The sequence below is a fragment of the Asticcacaulis sp. AC466 genome, assembly GCF_000495815.1.
Taxonomy (GTDB): domain Bacteria; phylum Pseudomonadota; class Alphaproteobacteria; order Caulobacterales; family Caulobacteraceae; genus Asticcacaulis.
Genome location: NZ_AWGE01000030.1, coordinates 25,336 through 38,872 on the forward strand (window position 1 = coordinate 25,336; position 13,537 = coordinate 38,872).

Consider the following 13,537-nt stretch of genomic DNA (forward strand, 5'->3'; position numbering starts at 1 on the left):
ATTAGCCAGCCGGGACTCGACTGGCTTTGATGATCGTCACCGGCGCTTTGAGGATTTGGCCTTCCAGGCCATCCTCATCGCGTTTGCGGTCGACCGGGTCATGCAGGATGCGTTTAACCACCTCCATGCCCTCGACGACATGGCCGAAAGCGGCGTAGCCCAGCTTGTCCGTCGAGCCCGTGCCGCCCGCATCAAGATAGGTCATATCGCCCACCGATATGGTGAAATCTATGGTCGCAGTTCCCGGCGCGAACCGTGACAACGAAATCGCACCATCGGTATGCGACAAGCCGGTCTGGGTGGTCGGTTCGTGCGCGATTGGCGCATAGGGTGGCGTGCTTATCGCGCCCTGGATAAATCCCTGCTTCGCGCCGACCTTCAAAGCACGCCAGAAATGCGCCCCATCCAGCTTACCCGTATCGACATAGTGCAGGAAATTGGCGGTGGTGATCGGTGCCTTCTTACGTTCGAGCCGCAGCAAAATGTCGCCCTCGCTGGTCTGCAAGCGAACCGTTATCGTGTCGGGCAAAAGGGGCGGTAGCGCCGGTGCCGCCGGCGCCGACTTTTTTTCCACGGGTCGCGAACAGGCCGCGACAGTCAAGGCTGCTCCGGCCATAAGAAGATATCGTCTGATCATGGTGGCACTATCTGAATTTACGCGGCGCCTGTCCACAGAAACTCACACGCAAACCCCGGCCGTAACGATTAGGTTTCCCCGGTCAGTAGGCTTTCCAGCAGGCTCATCTGATCCGCCTCGTCTGCGGGCTTGTCCCAACGGATGCGGCTGATGCGGGGAAAGCGCAAGGCGTATCCGGACTTGTGGCGACTGGAGCGATGGACCGCATCGAAAGCCACTTCGAAGACGAGCGCTTTCTTGACTTCGCGGACCGGCCCGAAGGTTTTAACAGTATTGTGGCGCACCCACTTGTCGAGTTCCACCAGTTCCGCGTCTGTGAATCCGAAATAGGCCTTGCCAATCGGTAGCAATTCCCCGTCGCGCCAAAGCCCGAAGGTAAAATCCGAATAGAAGCTGGATCGCTTGCCCGACCCGCGCTGGGCATACATTAGGACAGCATCGGCGCGTTTAGGGTTAATTTTCCACTTGTACCACGGCCCGGTCGGCCGCCCGGCGATATAGGCTGAATCCTTGCGCTTCAGCATGAGGCCTTCAATGACCGACAGGTTGTCAACACTGGCGCGCGCCGCTTCCAATTGGTCGAAGCTATGCCACGGGATTTGCGGCGACAAGCTGATCCCGACCGGGTGATATGTCTCCAGGGCGGCCTGAAGCAATGTGCGCCGCTGTTCATATGGCAGGTGACGGACATCTTCGCCTTCCAGCATCAGCGCGTCATAAACGATCATGGCGGCCGGATGGCTGTCCTGCAATTTGCCGGACGGGTTCTTACGGCCCAGGCGTTGTTGCAGATCATTGAAGGAGCCCAGTGCCGCGCCGCGCTGAACGACCAGCTCGCCGTCCAGAACCGCGTGAAAATTGAGATGGGCGACGGCATCGGGAAAGCTGTTGCTGATTTCGTCGCCTGTACGCGTGAACAAGGCCCGGCCGACGGCGCTGTGGACGCACTGGACGCGTATGCCGTCGTATTTCCATTCGGCGGCATAGGCGTCCGGCGTGATCAGGCCGTGATCTTTCGCTTCCAAGGGATGCGCCAGCATGACCGGTGTGAAGGTCAGGCGCTCTTCCACGGCAGGGGCATCCGCCCTGCCCTCCAGCCAGGCGAACAGCTCCTCGTAAGGGGGATCAATGCCATGCCACAGGGTTTCCACACGTTCGATGGGTTGTCCGCCATAGCGGGCGAGCACCTGCTTCAGCAACCGCGCCGACACGCCGATCCGCAAGGATCCCGAGCCGATCTTAAGCAGGGCCCACCGTTCGGGCGATGTCATGCGATCCAATAGTGCGGCGATATAATCCGGCAGTTGCACCTTCGGCATATGACGTAGCGCCTCTACAACCTCATGCAAGGCGGGCAAATCGGGGTCATTGGGCGCGACAGCGGGCGCTGGCCACAGATGCGCCACCGTTTCCGACAATTCGCCGACATAGTCGTAACTCATAGCCAGAAGCTGCGGGTCGGTGCGCGCCTTGATCAAGTCAAGTACCATGCCGCGCTTGAAATTGGGCAGACTCAACGCATTTCCGATGATGGCCACCGCGTAGCCGCGATCCGGGTCCGGCGTCGTCGCGAAGTAGTCGCGCAGGAGCTTTTCCTTGCTTGAGGTGGCCGGTTCGAAATAGAGGCGTTCAAGGAGCTTTGAAAAAGCTTTCATATAGCAATCTTTCGTTCAGCCTTACGATATAAAGGTTCCCGGCATCAAACGTGTCGATAGCATGGCCAAAAATAGGATTGAAATATGGTTGTTGGCGGTACTCGCAGGCGACTGCCGTCTCAAGTGCCTTGCTGAATGAAAGGCACCTTTGAAAACAGTTCGCGCTCAGCCCCGCGCGGATCATTGACCAGTTGTGGTGTAAGGTCCATCACCATCGTCTCACGCTTGGCAAGACTATAGGGTGTCCATTGCGGCAAGGCCGTCGTTTGTGGCGATCCGGTGCGGACGAAGGCGATGAACGCGTCGGAAAACAGGTCGGCCATTCTGCGTGCGTCTGGTGTATCGCCCGAAATGCTGTCCGGGGTCGCCGTGGTGCGAAAGACCAAGGGAATGTCTATCGTATGGGGAGCGCCACGCCTTCCCCCGTCCCGCGGGGACTTCCAATCGACCTGATAGGTGTAGGTTGCGGCGCCCGTCCGCGCCCTGGCTTCCGCCTCCTCTATGGCGCCGCGCCATGATCGTCCCGCCGTGGTGGCGGCGAAGAAAACGTCGGACGGCGACATGGCGGGATATAGTTTCCGGTAGGTCTCGATGACGAGATAGGGGTCTATATCGACGCGGTACTCCTTCGGCAACTTTGCCGGCAGGTCATCCCAGGTCAACTTGAAATTATGCGGATCCCCGCCCAGAAAAGCCCGGGTTTCATCATGCGTGTTTCCGATCATCATAGGGATATCGTGCGATTGGGCCGGGGCGTCGGGCCAGAACGGATGACGGCACAGAACGGTTTCATCGAGGACCGGCCCCATATAGACGCCACCCGAGCCGATAACCGGGTCTACCGCTTTCAAACCAGCGACGAGTGTACTCATGGGCAAGGTTTGCACCGTAGCCAGCCCGTCGGCGTCGGGCTTCAGGCCCAGCTTTTCCAGAAAGGTGATGGCGCGCAAGGTGGCATTGCCCGGTCCCGATGCCGTCACTTGCTGGCCGCTCATTGTCGCGGCGCGGTGAAACAGACCCTTTGCCGCAGGTGTAGCCATCATGGTGGCGATCTTGGCGCCGCCGCCCGACTGGCCGAAAACCATCACGCAGTCGGGGTCGCCGCCGAACGCGGCGATATTGTCGCGCACCCACTCCAACGCCAGATGCAGGTCCAGTTGCCCGCAATTTCCGGACCAGGCCAGCGGCCCGGCTTTACCGGTGACCTGCTTTTCCAGACGCGCCAGGTAGAGATAGCCAAAGACATTCAGGCGATGATTCACGGTAACCACAACGACATCGCCGCGCGTGGCCAGGCCTGTGCCATCATAAAGTGGACTGCTGCCCGAACCGCCATTATAGGCGCCGCCGTGAATATAGACCATGACCGGACGGCGCTTGCCATCGGCGGCCGGCGTCCAGACATTGAGAAACAAGCAGTCCTCGCTCTGACCATAGGCATCGGCGGTTCCGCTCTGCGGCGACGCGGCCCTGTAGGTATCGGCCATATAGGGGGCTCGCCACGGCTTGGGCTTGACCGGCGGCTGAAACCGCGCGGTCGCGGTGTCCTGGCCATAGCGCAAGCCCAGAAACACAGAGAGACCGTTGTAGATTCGCCCCACGACCGGCCCCGCCCGGGTTTCGACGCGTGTGGCCTTTGCGGGCTTAGCCTCTGTCGCGCCTGTAAACGTGATTGGCGTTGCGGCCGCGAGCACGGCGCTGCATAAGAGCTTCAAACTGCTGCGGCGATTCATTGTTGCCTCTCCCTGCATTTAGCGCTTTGGTCTTTTTGTATGCTAGACTGAAACGTGAAGTGATACCGGTGTCAATTGCGGACAGATAGGTATTGGCTGGATGGCGTAGCTATCGCCTCGTCTCGCCAATCACATTGAGAGACATCGGATGATTAATCGGAGTCGTCCTCATACCCTAAAAGATGCAGCGCTTGCGCCTTGAAGCCTTGTTGTTGCGCATAATAGACCAGCGCATCGTCACGGCCATGCGTCACCCATACCTCAGGCGCACCGACGTCGCTCAGAGTCTGGGTGAGTTCATCCCAGTCGGCATGGTCGGATACGACCAGCGGTAACTCAACCCCCTTTTGTTTGGCTCGGGCGCGAATGCGCATCCAGCCGGACGCCGCCGCCGTCAAGACGTCAGGCAGTTTGCGTGACCAGCGATCCTGAAGGGCTGAGGGCGGGCACAAAACGATTTTTCCGGCCAAGGCGCGGGCGTTTTCGGGCGTCACCATGTCTGTCTGCCCCAAATCTATGCCGAAACTCTGGTATAGCTCGCATAGGCGCAACATGGCGCCGTGCAGATAGATCGTCTCTTCGTAACCGGCCGCGCGCAGGGCACAGATAACGCGCTGGCATTTGCCCAGGGCATATACCCCGACCAAGTGGCAACGCTCAGGAAACTGAGCCAGGGAGCCGAGCAATTTGGCGATTTCTTCTTCCAGCGGCGGATGTCTGAAAACGGGCAGGGCAAAAGTCGCTTCGGTGACGAAGACGTCGCAAGTCACCGGTTCGAACGGGACGCAGGTCGGATCGAGCCTGCGTTTATAATCTCCGGAAAAAACGATGCTGGCGCCGGAGTGCTCCAGGCGCGCCTGGGCCGAGCCCAGAATGTGGCCGGCCGGATGCAGGCTGAGCGTGACATCGCCAATTGTGATGCGTTGTCCGTAAGCCAGCGGATTTTCGCTCATGAGGTAATGGGTGTCGCCATAACGTGCCCGCATGATGGCAAGGGTTTCTTCGGTGGCATAGACGTGTCCATGCCCCGATCGCGCGTGATCGGCATGACCATGGGTGATGATCGCCTTGTTCACAGGCTGCATCGGATCAATATAGACGTCGCCCGCCTTGCAATATACGCCTTCAGGCCTCACCTCTATCCAGTCGCGCGGGTGCAAACTTCCACCTTTCGTCTTTATTTGTGACCACGATACATATTGATCATGGCGAAGATTCCAACCCAGTTCCGGCAGTGGTTCGACCAGCAGGGCTGGACAATTTTACCGCATCAGCGTGAAATGGTTTCGCGCTATCAAGCGGGGCAGTCCACTCTTTTGACCGCACCGACTGGAACGGGCAAAACCCTGGCGGGCTTTCTCGGGTCGCTGATCGATATCACCCAGACGCAGCCCAAGGGCCTTCACACCCTCTACATATCGCCATTGAAGGCGTTAAATTACGATATTGAACGCAATGTCACCGCGATCATTGAAGCCTTGGGCCTGCCGGTGCGGGTCGAAAGCCGGACCGGCGACACCTCGGCCTATCGCCGCAAACGCCAGCGCGCCAAGCCGCCAAACATTCTCATGACTACCCCGGAATCGCTGATGCTGCTGCTCAGCTACCCGGAAGCGCGCGACATGTTCAGCGCGGTAGAGGCGGTCATCATCGACGAAATCCATCAGGTCGCGGCGTCGAAACGCGGAGACCTGATCACCCTGGCCCTGGCACAGATCGAGGCTTATCGCCCTGGCTTTCGCCGTATCGGCCTGTCGGCGACGGTGGCGGAGCCCGATCTGTTCTGCCTGTGGCTCGGCAAGACGGGCGCACCCGTTGCCCATTTCAACAGTCCGTCCATGGGAAAGCCGCCGCAGGTGTCCATCCTGAAAACGAAGGAAGTCGTGCCGTTTACCGGCTTCGTGGCGCAATATGCCGTGCCGGAGATCATGGCGGAAATTGCCCGTGCCGGCTCCACCATCGTCTTCGTCAACACGCGGTTTCAGGCCGAACTGCTCTTTCAGTTCCTGTGGGAGGCCAACGACGACGCGCTGCCCATTGCCATCTTCCATGCCTCTTTGACGCGCGAGTTGCGTGCCAAGACGATGAAGATGATGGCCGAAGGCAAGTTGCGCGGACTGGTCGCCACCTCCGCCATCGAACTCGGCATCGACTGGGGAGATGTGGATGTCGTTATCCAGGTGGGCGCCCCCAAGGGGGTGTCGCGCCTGCTTCAGCGGATCGGGCGGTCGAACCACCAGGTCGACATGCCATCCAAGGCGTTTCTGGTGCCAGCCAACCGCTTTGAGGTGCTCGAATGCGAAGCCGCCATGGCCGCCATCAAGGCGCGGCACCTGGACGGCGATCATCCCCCGCCCGGTTCTCAGGACGTAGCCATTCAATTCATCCTGAACGCCGCCTGTTCCGCGCCGGTAACGCCGCATGACCTGCACGCGCTTGTTGTTCAGTCCTGGTCCTATCGCGACGTGACCTACGAACAGTTCGAAGCCCTGTTCCAGTTTGTCATCGATGGCGGCTATGTCCTGCGCAACTATGAACGCTGGCAACGCATGGTCAAACAGGCCGATGGCACATGGGTGCCGGCCAATAAGGCGGTGATTCAGCGGCATCGCCAGAATATCGGCGTCATCATCGAAGCGGGGAAGTTGAAAGTAAAACGGCGCCATGGCCGCGGCGGCAAATATCTCGGTGAAATCGAAGAGTCATTTGGGCAAAGTCTGCGCCCCGGCGACACCTTTTACTTCGCCGGGGAAATCCTGGCTTTCGAACGCATTGTCGATATGACGCTTGAGGCACGCGCCAGCGCCGCCAAGGAACCGATGATTCCGACCTACGCCGGTGGGCAGATGCCGCTGTCGACCTTTCTGGCCGAAGGCGTTCGGGCGTTTCTTCAGGACGAAACCGCCATGGATAAGTTGCCGCGCGTGGTGCGCAACTGGCTGAGCCTCCAGGCCCGTTTTTCACAACTGCCGGATCGCAAGAGCCTTTTGGTCGAAAGCTTCCCACGCGGCAAACTCTACTGCGTCATTTTCTATACCTTCGAGGGGCGGCGCGCCAATCAGACTCTGGGTATGCTGGTATCGCGACGGATGGAACGCCTGGGTGCGCATCCGCTCAGCTTTACCGTGACCGACTATGGCCTGGCGATAAACAGTCTGGAGCCCATTAACGAGGAAACGGTCTACGACCTCTTGTCGCCGGATATCCTGGCCGACGAACTGGAAGAGTGGCTGGCAGAATCGCCGATGCTGAAGCGATCCTTCCGCCGCGTCGCGACGATCGCGGGCATTGTCGAACAGAACAACAATTCCGCCCGTAAGACTTTGAAGCAGGTGACGTTCTCAACCGACCTGATCTACGATGTCTTGCGCAAGTACGAACCAGACCACGTGCTTCTCGCCCTGGCGCGCTCCGATGCCGAACGCGAACTGCTCGATCTCGACCGCCTGACCGACATGATATTGAAATTCCAGCACCACATCGAATTCCGCGCCCTGCCCCGTCCCTCGCCCCTGTCATTACCAGTTATCCTGGATGTCCGGACTGAACGCCTGCCCGGCGGCGGCATGGAGGCGTTACTGGCACAACAAAGCCTGGCGGAAACAGCCGAAACCCTGATGCATGAGGTCGAAGATGCCCTCGCGGTGTGAGATCGATTTCGCCGGTCAGCGCTTCGTGCTGGATGCGGGACTGGCGCTATACTGGCCGGCTCAGGAGGCATTGGTCGTTTCAGATCTCCACCTCGAAAAAGCCAGCTTTCTGGCACAGTTCGGCTCGGCCGTTGCGCCGTACGACACGCTGGACACCCTTTTGCGCCTCGAAAAGCTGGTGGCCATCTATCGGCCCAAATCCCTAATTCTTCTGGGTGACAGCTTTCATGACCGCCAGGCCTGGGCGCGCCTGGAAGACGCCGTACGGCATCAGCTACTGGCGATATGCGGGGCAATGGATCATTGCCACCTGGTCGAAGGCAACCACGATCTCGGTCTTCTTGGGGGAGGCAATCTGAATTTTTCGGCCGAGGTTGAAACGGCTGGAATCGTGTTTCGGCACGAACCTCAAGATACCGACCGCCCGCAGATTGTTGGTCATTTTCATCCGAAACTACGGACGTCCCTACGCGGACACAGATTGAGCGGAAAAGTATTTGCTGTAAACGATAAGCTATTGATTATGCCCGCTTTTGGCACATTTACCGGAGGTCTTGATTTAAATCATGACGCCTTTATTCAGCTGGCTGGCAGCAGTCCGTTCCGAGCCTACATGGCGTATAAGGACACTGTGGCGGGCATTGCGCGTAATGATTTATAAACTCGCCTGTCGCTGAAGCAATAAAATATTTCCATATCATATTGATATAAAATATAATTTTACGTCCTTCTTTGCAAATTACAGTCGGTGGCCTTTTGAATTGTCGCAGCCGACAGCCCTTGCTATGAAGTGCGCGCTCTTTATATGGTAGGTTCATGACCACAGCCCCAGCATCCCAAGTCGATTCCCACGCAGATATCCTGGCAATTGGCGCGCGCGTCATGCGCACAGAAGGCGAAGCCCTGTTGCTGTTTGCCGCCTCGCTCTCCGACAGCTTCGTCGAGGCCGTAGACACCATGTACGCAGCCAAGGGCCGCGTTATCATGTCCGGGATGGGAAAGTCGGGCCATGTTGCTGCGAAAATCGCCGCCACCCTGGCCTCTACCGGCACGCCATCGCAGTTCGTTCATCCGGCCGAAGCCAGCCACGGCGACCTTGGCATGATTACGCCGGACGACGTCGTGGTGATGCTGAGCAATTCCGGCGAAACATCGGAATTGTCCGATATCATTGCCCATACGCGACGGTTTTCCATTCCCCTGATCGGCGTCGCGTCACGCCCGCAATCGACCCTGCTTCAGTCGGCGGACATTGCTCTGGTCCTGCCGCCGGCGCCGGAAGCCTGCGCCATCGGCATGGCGCCGACCACCTCCACGACCATGACACTGGCGCTCGGTGATGCGCTTGCCGTTGCTATAATGGAAAAGCGCGGCTTTCAGCCGACCGATTTTCGCGTTTTCCATCCCGGAGGAAAGTTGGGGGCCCAGCTTTTGCGCGTCGAGGCGCTCATGCATTCCGGCGATGCCTTGCCGCTGACGGGCGTGCAGACGCCGATGGGCGACACCCTGCTCGTTATGACGGCCAAAAGCTTCGGCGTTGTCGGTATCACTGACGCCGGGGGTCACCTGGCGGGCATTATCACCGATGGCGATCTGCGTCGTAACATGGTTGGATTGATGGACAAGACGGCCGCGAATGTCATGCATGCCGGTCCTCTGACGATCCGTCCCGACGCCTTGGCCGCTGAAGCGCTGGGCATAATGAACGAGCGGAAGATCACCTGCCTCTTCGTTGTCGATGACGCACATACGCCTGTCGGCCTGATCCATATCCACGACTGCCTGAGAGCCGGTGTTGCATGAAGACGATTATCCTGATCCCCGCCCGCTACGCCTCTAGCCGATATCCGGGCAAGCCTTTGGTCATGTTGACTGGCCGCGATGGCGTGCCGAAATCGCTGATTCAGCGGTCATGGGAGGCGGCCAAGGGCGTCGCCGATGTGACGAGCGTCTATGTCTGCACCGACGATGAGCGTATCAAGGCGGCGGCAGAGGCGTTTGGCGCCCAGGTCATCATGACGGCGGAATCCTGCGCCAACGGCACTGAACGGTGCGCGGACGCCTTGCAGCACCTGACCGAAGAAGCCGACCTCTATGTCAACCTCCAGGGTGATGCACCACTTACGCCCGCCTGGTTCATCGAGGACCTGATCCGCGAGATGAAGGCCAACCCCGAGGTCCAGATGGCGACACCGGTCCTGCGATGCGATGCGCAGACCCATGCCAATTTTGTCGAAGACCGGTTGCACGGCCGGGTCGGCGGGACCACGGCGGTATTCGATGCCCAAATGAACGCCCTCTATTTTTCCAAGGAAGTCATCCCATATACCGGCAAGCGCTTTGCCGAGGGCGACACCATTCCGGTCTTTCATCACGTCGGCGTCTACGGGTATCGCGCGACGGCGCTCAAAAGCTATTCGAGTTGGCCGGTCGGCCCGCTCGAAACCTGGGAAGGTTTGGAGCAGTTGCGGTTTCTCGAAAACGGCATGCCCATACGCTGCGTCGAGGTCGATGGCCGGGGGCGTGTGTTCTGGGAATTGAACAACCCCGTCGATGTCGCACGCATCGAGTCTGTCATTTAACGCTCTTATCGATCATTCACCTATAAGAGACTGATTTTTTTGTTTTATCTCGTTTCAGTTGAAGTGTGAAGGTCACTTTTCAACTGAAAAAAGTACTAAGGAATATCCCATGTCGATCGCCCCGCAGCACGTCCAGACAAAGGTCATCGAGGTCGGTGATTTCAACGCCACTAAGATCCGCATCGGTGGCGATGAACCGTTCGCCCTGATTGCTGGCCCTTGCCAGATCGAAAGTCTCGACCATGCCCTTATGATGGCCGAAAAAATCGCGGAAGCCTGCGCGCCGACCGGCACGAAATTCATCTACAAATCAAGCTATGACAAGGCGAACCGCTCGTCCATCGGCACCGCCCGCGGTATCGGCATGGAAGAAGGCCTGGATATCCTCGCTGCCGTGCGCGACCGCTTCGGATGCCCGGTTTTGACGGACGTTCACGATGCCGGTCAATGCGTGCCGGTCGGTCAGGCGGTTGACGTCATTCAGATTCCAGCCTTCCTGTGTCGCCAGACTGACCTGTTGCTGGCCGCCGGCGCCACTGGCCGCGCCATCAATGTCAAGAAGGGCCAATTTCTGGCACCATGGGACATGAAGAACGTGGCCAACAAGATCGCCTCTACAGGCAATGAGCGCATCATGTTGTGCGATCGCGGTACCAGCTTTGGCTACAATACCCTTGTGACGGATTTCCGCGGTCTGCCGATCATGGCCCAGACCGGCTATCCAGTCGTCTTCGACGCGACCCACAGCGTTCAGCAACCGGGGGGGCAGGGCACGACGTCGGGCGGACAGCGTGAGTTTGCGCCTGTGCTGGCCCGGGCGGCCTGCGCCGTTGGCGTTTCGGCGGTGTTCATCGAAACCCATGAGGATCCGGATCGTGCGCCGTCCGACGGACCTAACATGATCTATATCGACAAGATGAAGGATTTGATCGGTACCTTGCGCGCCTTCGATGATTTAGCCAAGGGCAAGTAAGGCAAATTAATATATCAGTATTTCTATATAACTAATTGATATATAGCAATAATTTACACAAACCTTGTCGCCCCACCTTCACTTGCTTTCACGACGAAACGCTGCTGCGTCGTGCATCTGAACTGGCGCGAGGTAATGGTGTCGACAGATTTCCATTCGCCGATCATTTCGTCGGGCGTCAGGGTGACGAGCACAAATCCGTTGTTGGTATCGTCCGCCGCCACGACTTCCTCGTTCTGATCGGCCAGGGTTTGGGCCAAATCAAGACCGGGCAGCTCAAGCCAGCGGGTCGGGCTGGTGATGGCGGTGACGCCAAGTTCCACGGCCACTTGATTGCCCGCGGCATCGTGTAGTTCGTTCGCCCAAGCGGTGTGACTATCGCCCGACAGGACGATCGTGCGTGCGCCCGCGGCTTTCGTCATGGCGTAGAAGCGTTCGCGTTCGGCCGGGTAGCCGTCCCAGGCATCCAGATTGAGCGGGAACGGATCCGGGCGGCTGAACAGCCCAATCATCGTCTGTAGTTGAGAACGCGCGCTGTCGGGCAAGCTCGCCATGAGGCTGGCAACCGTTTCGGGGCCGAAACGTTTAATCAGATCGGGACCCGCGATCTTGGCCATGATGACCTGATTGCCCAGGACCTGCCAACGCACGCCGTCGCGCACGGATGTCTGGAGCGTCGTGTTCAACCAAATGCGTTGTTCGGCCCCGAACAGTTCCCGTTGCGGGTCATTGAGTTGCGTGCGGAAGGCGTCGAAGTCCGGTCGGCCATCGACCATCTTCAGGTCGGAAAAATCAAGTTGTTTGCTTCGCGCCAGCAATCGCGTCTCGATCATGATCAGTTCGGCGAGATTACCAAAACGGAAGCTCCGATAGATGGCTTCGGATAGCTTGCCGGGCGCCGGATCGCGGATGGGCATCCATTCGCGATAGGCCTTAAGCGCTACAGCCTTGCGGACGGACCATTCCCCCTCACCTGGGCCATCCTTGGATGGCGGCGTATGGTTCTCTGCACCATCCTTCCAGGGGTTGTTGCAGATTTCGTGGTCGTCGAACACGCATATCCACGGCGCGCGGGCATGGGCGGCCTGAAGGTCCTCATCGCGTTTGTATTGGGCGTGGCGCGTGCGATAATCACTTAGAGTGACGATTTCATGCGGCGGCTCGGGAATGCGGCCAAGAAGACGTCCATTTCCCATGCCGTAATCGGTCAGGCCGGCGCCATATTCATAGATGTAGTCCCCGAGGTGGACGACGGCGTCGATGTGATCAAGGTCGGCTATGGCCCGATAAGCATTGAAATAGCCATTTGAATGGAGCGAGCACGAGACGGCGGCCAGAACAACCTTGTCCGTCTGCAAGGCCAGGGTGCGCGTGCGCCCAGTGGGCGACACCACCTGACCGTAACGAAAGCGGTAAACATAGTCGGTCGCGGGGGTCAGTCCGGCGACATCGACCTTTACCGTATAGTCACGGCCCGTATCGGTACCGAAATGCCCCTGCGCGACGATCTGGGTGAAGGCGTCATCATGCGCCACCTGCCACTGCACATCTGATGGGGCATCCACCCCGCTCAGCCGTGTCCACAGAATGACGCGATCGGTCAGCGGATCTCCCGATGCGACGCCGTGCTCGAAACCCGGTCCTTTGGGCGCGGCGGGGGGCGTGGTCGCCCCAAGGCCGGTTGCAGCTGTCAGCGTCGTCATGGCCAGCAGCGTACGACGTCTCGTAATGCGCATGGGCAGCCCCTCTTTGCCTGTCATGCAGCGCGATAAGGGGATTTGGTGACAGGGGCTTTACAGATACGTGACGATTCTTAAACGAAAGTCTTAATTGGCGGACGCGCGCGGCTCATTTTCATTCGGGCAACTGACCCAATGGCTGCCTTCACAAGAGTGATTATTCTATGCCGTAGTCCACTCACCCAGCACCGGCTTTTAAGCCTTATCAATGGACAAAGTTGGACACCTCTATCAACAGGTCTGATCGGCGGCGTGCGGGAGTTTCAGGTCATGCCGGGCCGTTTGGAGGCCTATTTCGGCGCGTTCTTCGGCGCCAGAGTGGTGTTTTTCGGCTTCGGTCCTCCTACGCAGGCACACTTCGGCCTTCGAGCCACATAAATCGCCTCATGTTGTAGACGATATTGGCCATGCCGATCTTGAGCTTGGCGCGATCGATGCCGATCGTGCGGACGACCAAGCCCATCTTCTGCTTTTGAACCGCGAAGACGTGCTCGATGTGGGCGCGGACCTTGGATTTGCGATTGTTGCTGCGCTCAGTCCGTTTGATCGTCTTTGCCGTGGCGCCCCT

The 13,537-nt window shown here is 58.8% G+C and carries 11 protein-coding genes; 5 read left to right on the forward strand and 6 right to left on the reverse strand.

The features are described from left to right. Position 1: 1 nt before the first annotated feature. The 4 genes from AEAC466_RS43140 to AEAC466_RS43155 form a co-directional block, all read right to left on the reverse strand. Positions 2–637, reverse strand: coding sequence for a peptidylprolyl isomerase (locus AEAC466_RS43140; protein ID WP_031239655.1), 636 nt, complete (start codon positions 635–637; stop codon positions 2–4). Positions 638–705: 68 nt separating this feature from the next. Further along, positions 706–2,292 (reverse strand): cisplatin damage response ATP-dependent DNA ligase, encoded by a 1,587-nt coding sequence (locus tag AEAC466_RS43145; protein WP_023460247.1) that lies wholly within the window; start codon positions 2,290–2,292, stop codon positions 706–708. Between the two features lie 119 nt (positions 2,293–2,411). After that, on the reverse strand, positions 2,412–4,025 hold the full coding sequence (locus AEAC466_RS43150) for a carboxylesterase/lipase family protein (protein ID WP_023460248.1): 1,614 nt from the start codon (positions 4,023–4,025) through the stop codon (positions 2,412–2,414). A gap of 152 nt (positions 4,026–4,177) precedes the next feature. Continuing rightward, positions 4,178–5,185, reverse strand: a complete 1,008-nt coding sequence (locus AEAC466_RS43155; protein ID WP_023460249.1) for a ligase-associated DNA damage response exonuclease — start codon at positions 5,183–5,185, stop codon at positions 4,178–4,180. Between the two features lie 45 nt (positions 5,186–5,230). Between AEAC466_RS43155 and AEAC466_RS43160 the strand changes: the two genes are divergently transcribed. The 5 genes from AEAC466_RS43160 (at position 5,231) to kdsA (ending at position 11,230) form a co-directional block, all read left to right on the forward strand. Further along, on the forward strand, positions 5,231–7,675 hold the full coding sequence (locus tag AEAC466_RS43160; RefSeq protein ID WP_023460250.1) for a ligase-associated DNA damage response DEXH box helicase: 2,445 nt from the start codon (positions 5,231–5,233) through the stop codon (positions 7,673–7,675). Continuing rightward, on the forward strand, positions 7,659–8,336 hold the full coding sequence (gene pdeM, locus AEAC466_RS43165; RefSeq protein ID WP_023460251.1) for a ligase-associated DNA damage response endonuclease PdeM: 678 nt from the start codon (positions 7,659–7,661) through the stop codon (positions 8,334–8,336). The genes AEAC466_RS43160 and pdeM overlap by 17 nt, the downstream gene beginning before the upstream one ends. A gap of 155 nt (positions 8,337–8,491) precedes the next feature. Beyond that, positions 8,492–9,478 (forward strand): KpsF/GutQ family sugar-phosphate isomerase, encoded by a 987-nt coding sequence (locus AEAC466_RS43170; protein WP_023460252.1) that lies wholly within the window; start codon positions 8,492–8,494, stop codon positions 9,476–9,478. Further along, entirely contained in the window at positions 9,475–10,257 is a 783-nt protein-coding gene (locus AEAC466_RS43175) for a 3-deoxy-manno-octulosonate cytidylyltransferase (RefSeq protein ID WP_023460253.1), read from the forward strand. The genes AEAC466_RS43170 and AEAC466_RS43175 overlap by 4 nt, the downstream gene beginning before the upstream one ends. A 109-nt stretch (positions 10,258–10,366) precedes the next feature. After that, positions 10,367–11,230, forward strand: a complete 864-nt coding sequence (gene kdsA, locus AEAC466_RS43180) for a 3-deoxy-8-phosphooctulonate synthase (RefSeq protein ID WP_023460254.1) — start codon at positions 10,367–10,369, stop codon at positions 11,228–11,230. Positions 11,231–11,283: 53 nt separating this feature from the next. On the opposite strand, the gene AEAC466_RS43185 is transcribed toward kdsA, so the two are convergent. Both AEAC466_RS43185 and AEAC466_RS43190 read right to left on the reverse strand, forming a co-directional pair. Beyond that, a complete protein-coding gene (locus AEAC466_RS43185; protein WP_031239659.1) occupies positions 11,284–12,966 on the reverse strand; it encodes an alkaline phosphatase D family protein in 1,683 nt (560 codons plus the stop codon). 346 nt (positions 12,967–13,312) lie between these two features. Continuing rightward, positions 13,313–13,537: transposase (locus AEAC466_RS43190; protein WP_023460256.1), on the reverse strand; the 225-nt coding region annotated here is incomplete at its 5' end.

What these genes read in the sequence shown, in the direction of transcription:
- AEAC466_RS43150 (WP_023460248.1), bottom strand. Translation starts at nt 4,025, where the DNA reads ATGAATCGCCGCAGCAGTTTGAAGCTCTTATGCAGCGCCGTGCTCGCG.
- kdsA (WP_023460254.1), top strand. Translation starts at nt 10,367, where the DNA reads ATGTCGATCGCCCCGCAGCACGTCCAGACAAAGGTCATCGAGGTCGGT.
- AEAC466_RS43160 (WP_023460250.1), top strand. Translation starts at nt 5,231, where the DNA reads ATGGCGAAGATTCCAACCCAGTTCCGGCAGTGGTTCGACCAGCAGGGC.
- AEAC466_RS43170 (WP_023460252.1), top strand. Translation starts at nt 8,492, where the DNA reads ATGACCACAGCCCCAGCATCCCAAGTCGATTCCCACGCAGATATCCTG.
- AEAC466_RS43145 (WP_023460247.1), bottom strand. Translation starts at nt 2,292, where the DNA reads ATGAAAGCTTTTTCAAAGCTCCTTGAACGCCTCTATTTCGAACCGGCC.
- AEAC466_RS43140 (WP_031239655.1), bottom strand. Translation starts at nt 637, where the DNA reads ATGATCAGACGATATCTTCTTATGGCCGGAGCAGCCTTGACTGTCGCG.
- AEAC466_RS43175 (WP_023460253.1), top strand. Translation starts at nt 9,475, where the DNA reads ATGAAGACGATTATCCTGATCCCCGCCCGCTACGCCTCTAGCCGATAT.
- AEAC466_RS43185 (WP_031239659.1), bottom strand. Translation starts at nt 12,966, where the DNA reads ATGCGCATTACGAGACGTCGTACGCTGCTGGCCATGACGACGCTGACA.
- pdeM (WP_023460251.1), top strand. Translation starts at nt 7,659, where the DNA reads ATGCCCTCGCGGTGTGAGATCGATTTCGCCGGTCAGCGCTTCGTGCTG.